The following is a 13,778-nucleotide window of genomic DNA, read 5'->3' on the forward strand; positions in this document are numbered from 1 at the left end:
CTCCCAGGTAATGCGGCATATTCTACATGGTCATGCCATGTAATTCAGCAACAAAAAACACTATTTCATAAAAAATCCCCGCGATTGCGAGGACTTTTAGGCACTTCACTGATGTTAAGGTGCGCTCTATTGCACCTTTGGCTCAGCATCAGCGATCTCTTGAGGTACATCTGTATTGTTTTCATCTAATACAGGTTGATCGATAGCATCAATTGCTGCTTGTTGTTCTGCAGTAACAGTCGTAGCTTCAGTGGTTGCCACTTGTTCTGCACCTGCCTCTGCTGGTGCTTCTTTTTTACCACAACCTGTTAAAAGTAATGGACCAAGGATAAGTGCTGCAAGCGTGATTTTCAATTTCATCTAGTTTTCCTAGCAACAAGGATGCTTTAAGTTGAGCAGATTCTAAAAACTTAATATGACACTTTGATGAAGACCAATAAAAAAAAGGCTGACCGTAGTCAACCTCTTTGATTTAATCAACCGAAACTTATGCGCGTTCGATCAGCGCTGCAACTGCAGGTAGGGTTTTACCCTCTACAAACTCTAAGAATGCACCACCACCTGTAGAGATGTAGCCAATCTTGTCAGCAACTTCATATTTATCAATTGCAGCTAAAGTATCACCACCACCGGCAATTGAAAAACCAGCAGATTCAGCAATTGCTAAAGATAATGCTTTTGTGCCTTCGCCAAATTGATCCACTTCAAACACACCCACTGGGCCGTTCCAAAGAATGGTTTTAGAGGTTTTTAAGATCTCTGCAAATGCTTGCGCAGTTTCTGGACCTACATCTAAAATCATATCGTTATCAGATACATCTGCTACTTTTTTTACAGTTGCTTTGGCAGCAGCGAGTGAACCTAAGAAGTCATCAAAATTGATTTCTGAAGCATCAGCAACAACAACATCCGTTGGAAGCGGTACAGAAACTTTGGCAGCAATGGCTTTGGCTGTGTCGATTAAATCATTTTCACATAATGATTTACCTACGTTATAGCCTGCTGCTGCTAAGAATGTATTGGCAATACCACCACCTACGATCAATTGATCACAGATATCAGAAAGCGACGTTAATACGTCAAGTTTTGTTGAAACTTTAGAACCTGCAACAATCGCCACCATTGGTTTTTCAGGCGTTTGTAAGGCACGGCCTAAAGCATCAAGTTCGGCTGCCAGTAAAGGCCCTGCTGCGGCAACTTGAGCAAAACGTGCCACGCCTTCAGTTGAAGCTTCAGCACGGTGCGCTGTACCAAAAGCATCCATGACAAATACGTCGCAAAGCGCGGCATATTTTTGTGCAAGCTCTGGATTATTTTTCTTTTCGCCGTGGTTAAAACGTACGTTTTCAAGTAATACCACTTGACCTGGCGCTACCTCTACGCCATCTAAATAGTCAGTGAATAATTTCACTTCTTGACCAAGTGCTTGTGTTAAATACGCAGCAACTGGCGCAAGCGATTGCTCAGGTTTTGGCTCGCCTTCTACAGGACGACCTAAGTGTGAGTACACCATGACTGCAGCGCCTTTTTCTACAGCGGCTTTAATTGTTGGCAACGCGGCACGTAAACGCGCATCACTGGTAATTACGCCATTTTTTACAGGAACGTTTAAGTCTTCACGGATTAGAACACGTTTGCCTGCTAAATCGAGGTCAGTCATACGCTGAAAGTTCATGTATAGCTCACTTTATAAATATCAAAAACGCGGTGATTTTAAATGATTATGCAAAAAAAGGTTAGCAACTTTTGTATAAAAGCCGCCTAAATGCAAAGTTTTGCTATGATAGGCAAAAGTCTTTTCTGATTTCAGCGCCTATGTCGATTCATCCAGATCCAAAACTCAATCGTTTTAATGTGTTAGGTGAGCCTTTAGCCAGCTGTTGTTATGATCCGATTACAGGATACTTTCGCAATGGATTCTGCCACACTGCCAGCACTGATCTCGGTCAGCACACCATGTGTGCCCAAATGACCGCAGAATTTCTCAATTTTTCACAAAAAATTGGCAATGACTTAATTACTCCTTTGCCTGAGGTGGGCTTCGCTGGCCTACATCCGGGTGATTTTTGGTGTATTTGTGTCAGCCGGTGGGTAGAAGCCTATCAAGCCGGCGTTGCCCCGCCTGTTAAGGTACAAGCGTGCCATCAAGCCGTTTTATCTTACGTCCCTCTTCACGTGCTTATGGAATATGCAGTGTAATGAATAATTCTTCAATCATCTTGGCTTCATCAAGTCAAACGCGTAAAGCCTTAATGGATCGCTTACATCTTGATTATCAAACTATCGTGCCAGATATTGATGAAAGCCCACAAGGTGAAAATCATGCTGATGATTTAGCCAAACGTTTAGCTTTTGAAAAAGCCAAAGCGATTAGCGAATTACATCCTGAGGCGATTGTGATTGGTTCTGATCAAGTAGCTTGGCGTGAGGGTGCACCTGATATTTTTATGGGAAAACCGTTAACTGTTGACAAGGCCATTCGTCAGCTACAAGCCAATTCAAATAAAATTGTCTACTTTAGTACAGCTTTAAGCGTGCAACAGAAATCAACGGGTTTTAAAAAAACCATTGTTGAACACTATAAAGTCAAGTTCCGCCGCCTGTCTCAAGCTGAAATTGAACGCTATATTGAAATTGAACAACCGTTACACTGTGCCGGTAGTTTTAAATGTGAAAGTTTAGGCATTAGTTTATTTGAAGAGATGATTGGGCAAGACCAAACCACATTAATGGGTATGCCGATGATTAAGCTGTGCCAAATTTTGCGTGATTTAAAGGTTTTAGTGCCTTAATCTAGGCTTTTTTTTGTAAAAAGACCGAGTCATTTAACTTGGTCTTTTGATAATATTTTAATAAAAAAGTCTCAAGCATATTTGATCTGCACAGCATTTTTAAGTGAAATAGCAATAGCTTGTTTTATATTTAATCTTTCTACATAAAATCGTGAAGTATCGTGTAAATACTAAGCGTGGAACGATCTAATTTACTTAAAAAGCCCAACTGCTTAAATCTAGGTTTTTTGATTAAATCATTGAATTTTATAAACTAATAAGACTCATTTCGTATAACCGGTATTATGTTAATTTTAGAAATAATTAAAAGTTTGGAAATACTAGTAAAATGCAACTTATAGAAATAGAGCCTTATTTTTGGGAACTATATGAGGATAGCGAAAATATATACCTCAATGTTTGTATAAATATGAGTGCAGTTTCTTGGGCGAAAACGATCTGCCTAGATAAACAAACGATTCAGCAATATCAGACTCAAGGAAAAAGTTTTATTGATGACTTAGCTAAAAGAATTGAAAGCAGCCAATTTAGAAAAGATTATGAAAGATTTTACTCATATCCAGATGCTGCCAAAGAACAGAAAGAGCGAATGCTTCAAGCATTTAATGAATATAAGGCTAAGCAAAATTAAAGCCATTTAACATAATGGCTGTTATACGAAATTTCACTACTCTCAGCAGGTAAACAATCAAATGCCTTATCAAAACTTAAATATTATGTATGACTTTGGACCGATCGATATAAAGGTCATAGAGAGTTTTGAGCAAGATAATAAAATTAATTTTCCTTTAAATTATAAAAAGCTGATTGCTTCCCACAATGGCGTGCAATTTATGGAGAATAGCTTTGAATATAAAGATTCTAACAATATACTCGAAGAATCTAGCATAAGCTTTTGTTGTTTTGGAAAGCCAATAGGAGGTGATGATATTGAAAACTTTCAAGATCAGGATATATATGGGCATGACAGAGTAGTCATCTTTGGACTCAATGGTGGTGGTGACTATATCGGATTTGACTACCGATCTGACGTTAATCGTCCTAACATAGTTCTTATCCACCATAATCAATATATTAAAGATCAATATGGACAACCTAAATTAAAATTAGTCGAAGTCTCTGATAGTTTTGATAATTTTTTAAGTTTGCTAAGATAAATGAAATTATTAACATAAAATCTCTTATATAAAATTAACATATAAGCCCAAATAAATGTCCAATTTCTTAAGAATCACTGTTCCCACCAATTCTAAATCTCCTTGCATTATGCTGGCCTATAAGAAAATACAAGCTTTTAAAGCCCTGTCACTTGCAGAACTTATAGCGTTCAAGGGACAATAAGCAAAATTTAGTTGTAGTATGTGTTATGTCCCAAACTTTAGACGTCTTAGGCGGTATCAGCGCTGAACAATTCCTTGCCGAATATTGGCAAAAAAAACCTCTCCTGATTCGTAATGCCATGCCTGAAATTGTTGGCTTGTTAGAACCAAACGATGTCATGGAATTGGCACTCGATGAAAACGTCACTGCACGTTTAATCAAACAAAAAGACCGTGATCCAAATCAATGGTCAGTCAAATCATCACCTCTACTTAAAGCCGATTTCCAAAAAATGCCTAAACTTTGGAGCGTTTTGGTTCAGGCTGTCGATCATTATTCTTTTGATTTAGCAGCACTTTGGAAAAAGTTTCCTTTTATTCCACAGTGGCGTCGTGATGACATCATGGTTTCTTATGCACCCAAAGGTGGTTCAGTAGGTAAACACTTCGATTTTTATGATGTGTTCTTAGTACAAGCTCATGGTCATCGTCGTTGGCAGCTTGGTCAAATGTGTGATGCCGACACCGAGTTTTTAGCTAATCAGCCATTAAAATTATTGCCAGAAATGGATGTGCATTTTGATGAAGTGTTAGCACCGGGTGATATGCTGTATGTTCCACCGGGTTTATCGCACTATGGTGTGGCTGAAGATGAATGTCTGACTTTCTCTTTTGGTTTCCGTATGCCAAATGTCAGCGATATGATGGATCGCGTCAGTGATAAATTCTCTGCCAATGAAGTGTTACGTAATCCAATCCGCGATATTATTCGTGATCAACTCAGTGCGGCGGGTGAAGTCACTGTAAATGAATTGGCATATTTAAAAGACAAGCTCATGGCACAGCTGCAAAACTCAAATGTGCTTGAAGATGCAATTATGAGTTTAATGTCTGAAGCGAAATATCCTGAAAATATTCCTGAAGCTGAAGAAATTGGTACGGGTGACCTAGAAGATGCTTTAGGCTTAGGCTATTCATTGATGCTAGAACCTGCATCGCGCCTCTTGTATAGCGAAGAAGACGGTCAAACCTTGTTTTGGGCCAATGGTGAAGGCTTATGTCTAAGTGATGCCTCAAGCGATATTTTAAAACAATTGGCAGATGGCGAAGTGGTATTGATGGACGATCGCTTCTATGATGCTGATTTATTAGAGGATATTGCAAGCTTACTCAATGAATCTATTTTGATGTTATTACCTGCTGAAGACCAGCAAGCTTAAGACATCAGAGAAATGCCCAAGTTCGCTTGGGCATTTTTATAATAAGCCTAAATTGCGCGCTGTACTGACCGCTTGCATGCGTTTGGTCACCTCAAGCTTCCGATAAATATGTTTAATATGGCTATCAACTGTATGCCTGGAGACATACAGTTTTTCGGCAATTTGTTGATTAGATAGCCCTTCTGCCACCAGTTGTAAAATTTGTTTTTCTCGGTTGGTCAGTTCAATTTCAGAGCTAACCAGTGCGTGAATATTTTGTTGCTGCGGCAGTTGCTGTAATAATGACGCTAATAGCCGTCTGGTAATCGCGGGGTCAATCGGGGCATCGCCACTGCTCCAACTTCGCAATGCTAACAGCATTTCTGCATCATCACGTTCAGATAATGTACACCCTGTTACCCCTGCATGAATCGCACGAATAATGCCATCACTTTGACTTAAATCTGCCACTACAAATACATCTTTACTCTGCTGTAATAAACGATGTAATACCGCGTCTACCTCAGCTGCGTTTAAATCAATAATCCATAACTTTTCATGATGATGCTGTAGTGTGCTTTGCTCAAAAAGCGTGACTGTGACATGGCCCATATGTTGAAGTAAGGCATAAAAACGCTGAAAAAATTGCACATCTTGGCTATAAATCCCGATGGGGTTTGCATACTGCTGTGTTTGGCTCATCTTGAGCTCCCCCAATTATTTCAGCTGATCAGGTCATCGCTCAGCTGGATTATTTTAAACTTATCATTTATTTTTTTATCAATCATAATTTAAATTGGGTAGTTTTAATATCCCTTGATTTAAAAATACTTTCACAATTCCCTACTTGAGCGTGTACTTAAATCTTGGCACAGTAGCTAAAACGACAAAAATAGGACACGCTGAAATGGCAGGACCGGCTCAACTCGTCAGACATAAATTACTTAATACTTTCTTTTCACGACATTCGATTTGGTTCGCTTGTATTTTTTTAGCATTATTTCTTACTTGGTTACGTTTATATTATGACCCGCACTATTTGTATTATTTTATGTCAGATACAGTCATCAATAGTATTTGGCTGATCACTGGTCTACTCAGCTTAGTGGGTTTATATGATGTGCTCCAAAATAAGCATTCTATTTTAAAAAATTATCCAATTATGGGACATTTTCGCTTTTTATTTGAAGATTTCCGTCCTGAGATTCGTCAATATTTTATTGAATCTGATCAAGATGCGCTGCCTTTTTCACGTATGCAACGCAGTCTGGTCTATCAACGGGCTAAAAATGAAAATGCCGATAAGCCTTTTGGCTCGATTATTGATGTCTATCAAGCCGATTATCGTTTTATGACCCATGCCCTCAACCCGTGTAAACCTGCAGACCCACAAAGCTTTCGTATTACCATTGGTAATCACGCCTGTAGCCAACCCTATTCAGCCTCTATTTTTAATATTTCTGCCATGAGTTTTGGCAGTTTAAGTGCCAATGCCATTCGAGCTTTAAATAAAGGCGCACAGATGGGGAATTTTTATCATGATACAGGTGAAGGCAGTATTAGTCCTTATCATTTAGAACATGGTGGCGATATTATTTGGGAATTGGGAAGTGGTTATTTTGGCTGTCGAACTTTAGATGGCCAATTTGATCCAGAGAAATTTGCTAAACAAGCTGCTCTCCCCCAAGTTAAAATGATTGAAATTAAACTATCACAAGGCGCGAAGCCTGGTCACGGCGGTATTTTACCTAAAGATAAAATTAGTGCAGAAATTGCGCAAATTCGAGGAGTGAGTCGTGAGGTAGATTGTGTTTCGCCATCACGTCATCCTGCTTTTAGCACCCCCATTGAAATGATGCACTTTATTCAACAATTACGCGATTTATCCGGTGGTAAACCCGTGGGCTTTAAATTGTGTATTGGGCAACCGTGGCAGTTTATGAGTATGGTCAAAGCCATGCTACATACGCAAATTATCCCCGATTTTATTGTGGTGGATGGCGCTGAAGGTGGCACAGGAGCCGCGCCTATTGAACTAATTAATCACATGGGAACGCCGTTACGAGAAGGCTTATTATTTGTACATAACACCTTGGTAGGTGCAGGTCTACGCGAGCAAATTAAAGTAGGCGCCAGTGGTAAAATTATTAGTGCTTTTGATATTGCCAGCATTATGGCCACCGGAGCCGATTGGTGTAACTCAGCACGTGGCTTTATGTTTGCTCTTGGTTGCATTCAGGCACAGAGTTGTCATACCAATCAATGCCCTGTTGGTGTGGCTACCCAAGATAAAGATCGCCAAAAAGCGCTGCATGTCGACACCAAAGCTGAGCGTGTGTTCCATTTTCATCAAAATACCATGCACGCCTTAGCTGAAATGATTGCCTCAGCAGGTTTATGTCACCCTGCCGATGTAAAGGCTCATCATTTAGCACAGCGTGTCAATGATCGCGAAATTAAAAACTATGCCCAATTGCATTTTTGGCTCAAGCCCAATGAGTTATTAAATCCACATTTAAAAGATGAAGATAATTTCTATTATCGAATGTGGAATTTAGCTCAATTAGAACAGTTTTAAAAAAAAGAGGCTTACAGCCTCTTTTTCATAGGTATGTTAATAATAATCGCCACTGCTTTGGGCATGTAAAAAGGCAGGAATCAATCCGGTGAGTGCAGCACGAATATCAGCGCGCTCATTGATCAACTGATGTGAGCCTTCTTCTAACATTAATAAAGTTTGCAGACGGAATTTTCGTCGAATAAATTCAATATTATAACGCCAGTCTACGGTCTGATCCTGCGCCCCTTGCGCGAGCCAAACAGGAATACGGCAAGCTGGGCGCAATTCCATTTGCAGCATCCATTTTGACATGGCTAAAATCCAATCCATGCCCATCATGCGCGGCTGTAACGGATCTTTTAAACGGATAAAGCGTAAAAACTCTGGATTATGGTTATTGCGTCTAAAATGGCGTGGCACTTGGCGTTTAATACGACGAATAATCCCCAATCCCACAGGATTATGCCACCAGGCCGATTTGGCCGGACGAATTAAAGGCGATAAGAGCAACACACGCTGTACAAAAGGATTTTTACGTTGCTCAGCAAAATCAAGTAAATGATGCATCCAAATTGCCCCACCAGTACTTTGTCCAATTCCCAGCCAAGGACCAAGCAACTGCGGTGCATCTTTGACCCGATGATAGACCGCATGTAATACTTGTTGATAATGATCAAAATTTTGGATATTGGCCGGTGAACCATCACTTAAGCCATGCCCTGGCAAATCATAGGTTAAAACACTAAAACCTTGCGCGAGCAATTCATGGAAGATCGGCTGATAAATCCCACTATGTTCTAAGTAACCATGTAGTACCCATACCGTGCCTTTAACCTGCTCCACTTTGGGCTTAAACACTTGTACATGCAGCTTAAACAATGGCATTTGAATAAAGCCCTGCCAGTGCTCAGCCTCCAATTGATCCAAACCATATAAGCGCCGATAGGCTTGAATTTCTACAGAAGGTTGATCTGGCTGAGTTAAGTTTAATTCAGGTAAAAATTGTGGTGTCTGTTCACGGCTCGGTACCGGCAAATTAAGTTGTTTTAAGATACTCGGATTTAAAAATGGAATATTGGACATTTATGGCACCTCGCGGCAATCGCTTGAGCCTAACAGTACATCACGTAGAGTGGCTAACATTTCATAATTGGCACGGCGGCTATGATCATAATTTTGCATACTGGGTTGCCACTGGGTTAATTCGGTGGGCATTGGGGCTTCAACTGGCACAGTATGAATGCCATTTAAAGCAAATAAACGCCGAGTACGTGGCATATGATAAGCATCAGTAATTAAAATCACGCGTGGCGCACCACCTTTTTTTTGTAATAATAAAGAACTAAAACGACTATTTTCACAGGTGTTCATGCTACGATTTTCCAAAAGCTGAGCATCTAGTCCACGTAGTTTTAACCAGCGCTGCATATAAGGTGCTTCAACTCCACTGAGTACAATAGGCAACATTGGATATTGTTTGGCCATGCCTAAAGTGGTTTCCAAACGTAAGCGCGTATAGTCATTGACAATAATATCTTTGCCATTTTTGGCTAAGGTCAAACCGCCCCCTAACACCACAATGGCATAAGGTTCATGCGCTGTCTGTGTCAGTTGTGCATTCTGTTGATGAATCAGTGCAATATCTTGGAAAATCTCTTCATCTACTGGCGTTGCATCGATGTCAAGCGGATGCGTGATTAAAAAATCACGATATTGCTGCATGAGTGCTTGATTGGCTGAGCTTTGTAAATCAAAGCTGTAAAGCTGATTTTCTTGGGCTAATGATGCTTCATGCTCTGCGGCAAACAAGGGCAAAGCCAACTCATGTTGAGTACGCTCCTGCTTTTGCGCCTCAATTTTTTGTTGTAAAGCCTTATAACGTGCATGCACCAAGGTCAGCGTATGTGAGTTATTGCTTTGCATCTGCTGTTTCATGACAGCCAGATAGGCTTGGCGCGCAATCCACAGCTCAGAGCCCGGCTCCAAATTTTCTGAAGGACTAAGCACACCACGCTTTTGACTGCTGGCCGCTACTGGATTGACATCTACCGGCACAAATTGATTCAGTGTTTTCACCACCAATTTTGAATAAAACGGTGAATATAAAAATACAATAAATACACCGAGAAAGACAAAAAAGATCGCCGCAAAGCGCACCAATCGCAACATCAATTAGGCGTCCGTATGCGCACAAAGTGAACCATCTTTTGCAAACAGCACGGGCTCAGGTTCAAGCTGAATATGGAATTTACGATACACATCCTGCTGTACCGCACGGTAAGTGGCCTGTACATCGCTTAGGTTCGCATCGGCATAATTGACCAAGACCAAGGCTTGTTTATGAAACATGCCCACTTTGCCCAATTGTTTGCCTTTCCAACCCGCTTGATCAATGAGCCAACCTGCAGCCAATTTAACCTGACCGCTGGCCTGCGGATAGTGTGGTAAATGAGGAAATTCATGCGAAATTCGCGCAAAGACTTGTGAAGTCACCACTGGATTTTTAAAGAAACTACCGACATTTGGATAGTCTTTTGGATCTGGCAGTTTACTTTGACGGATCTGAATTACTTGTTGTTGTAGGTTTTCTAAGGTTTTTTCTTCGCCCACTGCTGCTTTTAAGTCGCCATAGCCAAGCTTCAGTTCGGCCCGTTTGGGTAAATGAAAGGTAACATGGGTAATAATGTAACGATCTGGCTCATCTTTAAACACACTATGTCGATAAGCAAAATCACAATCAGCCGCTACAATGGAACGTAACTGCTTGTGTTGACGGTCGTAGACTTGGACTGACTGAATAAATTCACCCGCCTCAACCCCATAGGCACCAATATTTTGTACCGGTGAAGCCCCCACCAAACCCGGAATCAGGGCTAAATTTTGTAATCCATATAATTGTTGGCGTGTCGTCCACAGTACAAATTGATGCCAGTTTTCACCTGCACCCACCCGTACAGTCTGGTACTCAGCATCATCTGCGACAACATCAATGCCTTGAATATCCATATGCAAGACTAGACTGTGCACATGCTCAGGCAAAAGCATGTTACTGCCACCTGACAACACCAAAATATTTAAATCAGTTAAATGCGCATAAGCCACAGCATCCAGCACATCCGCCACATTTTGAATTTTAACGTAGTGGGAGGTAATTGAGCTTAGACTTAAGGTGTTAAACGGTTTAAGTTGCACGTTGTTTTGAATATTCATGGCTTCTCTTAAACCTGTGAATTTTGTTGTTGAAAATAAGCGACCCATGCGCGACTACTCGATTCACACTGATCAAGTGCCCGTTCAAAACCAGCGCTACCACCATAATACGGATCAGGTACAGCTTGATTTGGATAGATCGGATCATGTGCGCTCATTAAAGCTAACTCAGCTCGTACAAAACCAAAGTGCTGTTTGGCTTGTTGTGCTAAGGCCTCTAGATTCTTTAAGTTGTCATGATCCATCGCTAAGATCAGATCAAATTGAATAAAATCATTAAGTTGAATCTGACGTGCACGCAAGTGCGATAAGTCATAACCACGCAATTTTGCATGCTGTTGACTGCGTAGATCAGGCGCTTTACCGGGATGATAATTACTGGTCCCAGCAGAATCGATATCGATGGAGAGTTTTTCTGCCTCACAATGTTGCCTAAGCACCACCTCTGCCGTAGGAGAGCGACAGATATTGCCTAAACATACACATAACACCTGATAGGGCGTTGGGGATGACATAGAAAACCTCACAACATATAGAGCAGTCTATGTTACGAGATTTGGGGCAAAAATCCTATTGTCTTTGGCAGGATAAATGTGGAATTAGGTATAAATTTACTGCAAATAATCGTGCTATAGGCGCAAAATAAATCAGCTAAAATACTGTTCACCCCTGCTTAAATGACAGCGTTGACTGATATTGATTCCACCCATTTCTCTCAAGCTTTGACACTGTTAGCGTGTAGGGGCGTCCAAAATATCTACCACCACTTCATCTTCTAGATTTAAACGCACTACACCATGGGCGTTGACTAAGCGTTGCTGGGTTTGAATACGTTGCACCATTTTTTCTAACACTTGAATCAGTTCTGGATATTCAAAATTTTGCACTTCATCTAAATTTAACAATAGATGAAAGCCCTTATATTCATAATCGAACCAACGCTGATATTCGGTTTGGCGTGCGCTGTGTTTTTCCATGACCTGCCAAGTTTTTACTGGCAACTGAATGCCTTTTAAAAACATGGGTTGTTTAGGCGCACATAGAAAATCATCTTTAATTAAATGATAGGTATCATCGGAAATCAGAATTTCATCTACATCGGCTGCGCTTTGTAAGCGGGCAGCCAAATTGGCATCACGCCCAACGATGGTATAGGCCATACGATGCGAAGCACCATAATTCCCGACGTGGCAGTAGCCTGTACTAATCCCCATACGAATATGTAAGGCTGGATAGCCCATCTTGATCCAACGTTCACGTAAAATTTTCATTTGCTGACGCATGGCCATTGCCATATCTACACAGGTCTTGGCATCTTGCTCAACCCCTTGTGTGGTTGGATCACCAAAGAAAATTAAAATTGCATCGCCCATAAATTTATCAACCGTTGCCTCATATTGTTTGGCAATTTCGGTCATATGACTTAAATAATCATTCAGGACAAAGGCAAGATCGTCAGGAATCAACGTTTCTGAGAGTTCTGTAAAACCTTCAATATCTGAAAAGAAGATGGTCATTTTTTTACGTTTGTATTCAATTTTGGCTTCGGTTTCACCTTTCATAATCGATTGCCACAATTGCTGCGGCGCATAACGACTCAGTTGGTTAGCAAACTCCATATAGCGATTCATTTGTGAATAATAGTATTCACGTTTTTGTGAAGCGCTATAAACACGGCGTGCTTGATAAACGGACCCTACAGTAAAATAAGCAATTAAACAAATAAAGGCCAAAACCGTAAGTTCTGTAGAGGCTGAGGCAAAATACTCCCCAAAACCAAAGACAAAAATATTGGCAAGATAAAAGACAGTAATGCCCCAAAGTCCTGCCAAAGACATCATAAAGAAGGAAATTTTACTATTAACTGTACTGTAAATCAGCGCAGCAAAGGTACAAAAGGTAATTATCAGATTTAAATGTACTGCAGAGAGCACCGCTGCAACCATGGCAATATCTATTAAAAACAAGATATTGCGTTGTACTTGCACGCTATAGCGATACTGTAACCACTGCGCTAAACGTGGGCTAAGTAACAACACCACCATAAACAAGAGTGGTAAATACAGGGGTGCATAGCTGCCATCAGTGGTAAAGGTATAAACCAACAAACCCAAGGACAACATCGAATATCCCATCAAACGATGGAAATAGCTAAATTGCTTGGGTTCGCGATCTAGCCAATAATCTAATGGCAACACGAGTTCGTCCTATAGCGCAGACTTAGTCCATACGCCAATCAAATGGCATATCACCTTGACCACGTAGGGCTAACATTAAAGTTTGACGCATATGCGCTAACACTTCATTGCTATATGGCACAGCCGGCGTACCCCATACTGGTTTTGGCCATGCCACATCATTTTGGTAGCGCACCACATGATGAAAATGTAGTTGTGGCACCATGTTACCTAAAGCAGCAACATTCATTTTATCGGCACGGAAAACACGTGATAATTGGCTAGATAACCAGCTTGATTCACGTAAAAATTGTTCTTGGTCAGCTTGGCTGAGTTCGTATAATTCTGTCACCCCTGGTACGCGTGGAATTAGAATAAGCCAAGGGAACTGCATATCATTCATTAAACGACATGTAGAGAGCGGAAAGTCGCCGACAAAAAATGTATCTTGAGCAAGTTGTGGATGCAAACTAAACATATTCTTTATTTATGACGCAAAATGAAAGTGATGGCTAATACTA

The 13,778-nt window shown here is 40.7% G+C and carries 15 protein-coding genes; 6 read left to right on the forward strand and 9 right to left on the reverse strand.

Annotation, left to right across the window (positions count from 1 at the left end; translation table 11 throughout):
• Positions 1-126: 126 nt before the first annotated feature.
• Both AC5YCI_RS00650 and AC5YCI_RS00655 read right to left on the reverse strand, forming a co-directional pair.
• Positions 127-360, reverse strand: a complete 234-nt coding sequence (locus AC5YCI_RS00650) for a hypothetical protein (protein ID WP_496129140.1) — start codon at positions 358-360, stop codon at positions 127-129.
• A 127-nt stretch (positions 361-487) separates the two neighbouring features.
• The gene (locus AC5YCI_RS00655; RefSeq protein ID WP_496129139.1) at positions 488-1,675 is read right to left on the reverse strand and encodes a phosphoglycerate kinase; all 1,188 of its coding nucleotides are present in this window, start codon (positions 1,673-1,675) and stop codon (positions 488-490) included.
• 140 nt (positions 1,676-1,815) lie between these two features.
• Between AC5YCI_RS00655 and AC5YCI_RS00660 the strand changes: the two genes are divergently transcribed.
• The 5 genes from AC5YCI_RS00660 to AC5YCI_RS00680 all read left to right on the forward strand — a co-directional run bounded on the left by AC5YCI_RS00660 (position 1,816) and on the right by AC5YCI_RS00680 (position 5,331).
• A complete protein-coding gene (locus tag AC5YCI_RS00660; RefSeq protein ID WP_496129138.1) occupies positions 1,816-2,199 on the forward strand; it encodes a DUF2237 family protein in 384 nt (127 codons plus the stop codon).
• A complete protein-coding gene (locus AC5YCI_RS00665; protein ID WP_496129137.1) occupies positions 2,199-2,792 on the forward strand; it encodes a Maf family protein in 594 nt (197 codons plus the stop codon). Before AC5YCI_RS00660 ends, AC5YCI_RS00665 begins: the two co-directional genes overlap by 1 nt.
• Positions 2,793-3,120: 328 nt before the next feature.
• Entirely contained in the window at positions 3,121-3,423 is a 303-nt protein-coding gene (locus AC5YCI_RS00670) for a hypothetical protein (protein ID WP_496129136.1), read from the forward strand.
• A 61-nt stretch (positions 3,424-3,484) separates the two neighbouring features.
• A complete protein-coding gene (locus AC5YCI_RS00675) occupies positions 3,485-3,949 on the forward strand; it encodes an SMI1/KNR4 family protein (protein WP_496129135.1) in 465 nt (154 codons plus the stop codon).
• A 209-nt stretch (positions 3,950-4,158) separates the two neighbouring features.
• A complete protein-coding gene (locus AC5YCI_RS00680; RefSeq protein WP_496129134.1) occupies positions 4,159-5,331 on the forward strand; it encodes a ribosomal protein uL16 3-hydroxylase in 1,173 nt (390 codons plus the stop codon).
• A 36-nt stretch (positions 5,332-5,367) separates the two neighbouring features.
• On the opposite strand, the gene AC5YCI_RS00685 is transcribed toward AC5YCI_RS00680, so the two are convergent.
• Positions 5,368-6,012, reverse strand: coding sequence for a response regulator transcription factor (locus AC5YCI_RS00685; RefSeq protein ID WP_496129133.1), 645 nt, complete (start codon positions 6,010-6,012; stop codon positions 5,368-5,370).
• Positions 6,013-6,217: 205 nt separating this feature from the next.
• On the opposite strand from AC5YCI_RS00685, the gene AC5YCI_RS00690 reads away from it, so the two are divergent.
• Positions 6,218-7,888: an FMN-binding glutamate synthase family protein gene (locus AC5YCI_RS00690; RefSeq protein WP_496129132.1), complete on the forward strand. Its 1,671-nt coding sequence runs from the start codon at positions 6,218-6,220 to the stop codon at positions 7,886-7,888.
• 36 nt (positions 7,889-7,924) lie between these two features.
• Here AC5YCI_RS00690 and AC5YCI_RS00695 read toward each other — a convergent pair whose 3' ends face one another.
• From AC5YCI_RS00695 to AC5YCI_RS00720, 6 genes are all read right to left on the reverse strand, one after another.
• Complete coding sequence (locus AC5YCI_RS00695) at positions 7,925-8,953, reverse strand: alpha/beta hydrolase (RefSeq protein ID WP_496129131.1); 1,029 nt, start codon at positions 8,951-8,953, stop codon at positions 7,925-7,927.
• A complete protein-coding gene (locus AC5YCI_RS00700; RefSeq protein WP_496129130.1) occupies positions 8,954-10,039 on the reverse strand; it encodes a YdcF family protein in 1,086 nt (361 codons plus the stop codon).
• 3 nt (positions 10,040-10,042) lie between these two features.
• Positions 10,043-11,080, reverse strand: coding sequence for a UDP-N-acetylmuramate dehydrogenase (gene murB / locus AC5YCI_RS00705; RefSeq protein ID WP_496129214.1), 1,038 nt, complete (start codon positions 11,078-11,080; stop codon positions 10,043-10,045).
• A gap of 8 nt (positions 11,081-11,088) precedes the next feature.
• Positions 11,089-11,595 carry a low molecular weight protein-tyrosine-phosphatase gene (locus tag AC5YCI_RS00710; RefSeq protein ID WP_496129129.1) on the reverse strand — a complete coding sequence of 169 codons (507 nt, stop codon included), beginning with the start codon at positions 11,593-11,595 and terminating at the stop codon, positions 11,089-11,091.
• Between the two features lie 216 nt (positions 11,596-11,811).
• Positions 11,812-13,275: an adenylate/guanylate cyclase domain-containing protein gene (locus AC5YCI_RS00715; RefSeq protein WP_496129213.1), complete on the reverse strand. Its 1,464-nt coding sequence runs from the start codon at positions 13,273-13,275 to the stop codon at positions 11,812-11,814.
• 25 nt (positions 13,276-13,300) lie between these two features.
• A complete protein-coding gene (locus AC5YCI_RS00720; protein ID WP_004976660.1) occupies positions 13,301-13,735 on the reverse strand; it encodes an HIT domain-containing protein in 435 nt (144 codons plus the stop codon).
• Positions 13,736-13,778 lie beyond the last annotated feature (43 nt).

The organism is Acinetobacter sp. CY17, from assembly GCF_059515825.1.

Excerpts from the sequence above, each read along its gene's own strand:
- AC5YCI_RS00700 (WP_496129130.1), bottom strand. The coding sequence starts at position 10,039 with ATGTTGCGATTGGTGCGCTTTGCGGCGATCTTTTTTGTCTTTCTCGGT.
- AC5YCI_RS00680 (WP_496129134.1), top strand. The coding sequence starts at position 4,159 with ATGTCCCAAACTTTAGACGTCTTAGGCGGTATCAGCGCTGAACAATTC.
- AC5YCI_RS00685 (WP_496129133.1), bottom strand. The coding sequence starts at position 6,012 with ATGAGCCAAACACAGCAGTATGCAAACCCCATCGGGATTTATAGCCAA.
- AC5YCI_RS00720 (WP_004976660.1), bottom strand. The coding sequence starts at position 13,735 with ATGTTTAGTTTGCATCCACAACTTGCTCAAGATACATTTTTTGTCGGC.
- AC5YCI_RS00670 (WP_496129136.1), top strand. The coding sequence starts at position 3,121 with ATGCAACTTATAGAAATAGAGCCTTATTTTTGGGAACTATATGAGGAT.
- AC5YCI_RS00660 (WP_496129138.1), top strand. The coding sequence starts at position 1,816 with ATGTCGATTCATCCAGATCCAAAACTCAATCGTTTTAATGTGTTAGGT.
- AC5YCI_RS00665 (WP_496129137.1), top strand. The coding sequence starts at position 2,199 with ATGAATAATTCTTCAATCATCTTGGCTTCATCAAGTCAAACGCGTAAA.
- AC5YCI_RS00675 (WP_496129135.1), top strand. The coding sequence starts at position 3,485 with ATGCCTTATCAAAACTTAAATATTATGTATGACTTTGGACCGATCGAT.
- AC5YCI_RS00710 (WP_496129129.1), bottom strand. The coding sequence starts at position 11,595 with ATGTCATCCCCAACGCCCTATCAGGTGTTATGTGTATGTTTAGGCAAT.
- murB (WP_496129214.1), bottom strand. The coding sequence starts at position 11,080 with ATGAATATTCAAAACAACGTGCAACTTAAACCGTTTAACACCTTAAGT.
- AC5YCI_RS00690 (WP_496129132.1), top strand. The coding sequence starts at position 6,218 with ATGGCAGGACCGGCTCAACTCGTCAGACATAAATTACTTAATACTTTC.
- AC5YCI_RS00655 (WP_496129139.1), bottom strand. The coding sequence starts at position 1,675 with ATGAACTTTCAGCGTATGACTGACCTCGATTTAGCAGGCAAACGTGTT.
- AC5YCI_RS00650 (WP_496129140.1), bottom strand. The coding sequence starts at position 360 with ATGAAATTGAAAATCACGCTTGCAGCACTTATCCTTGGTCCATTACTT.
- AC5YCI_RS00695 (WP_496129131.1), bottom strand. The coding sequence starts at position 8,953 with ATGTCCAATATTCCATTTTTAAATCCGAGTATCTTAAAACAACTTAAT.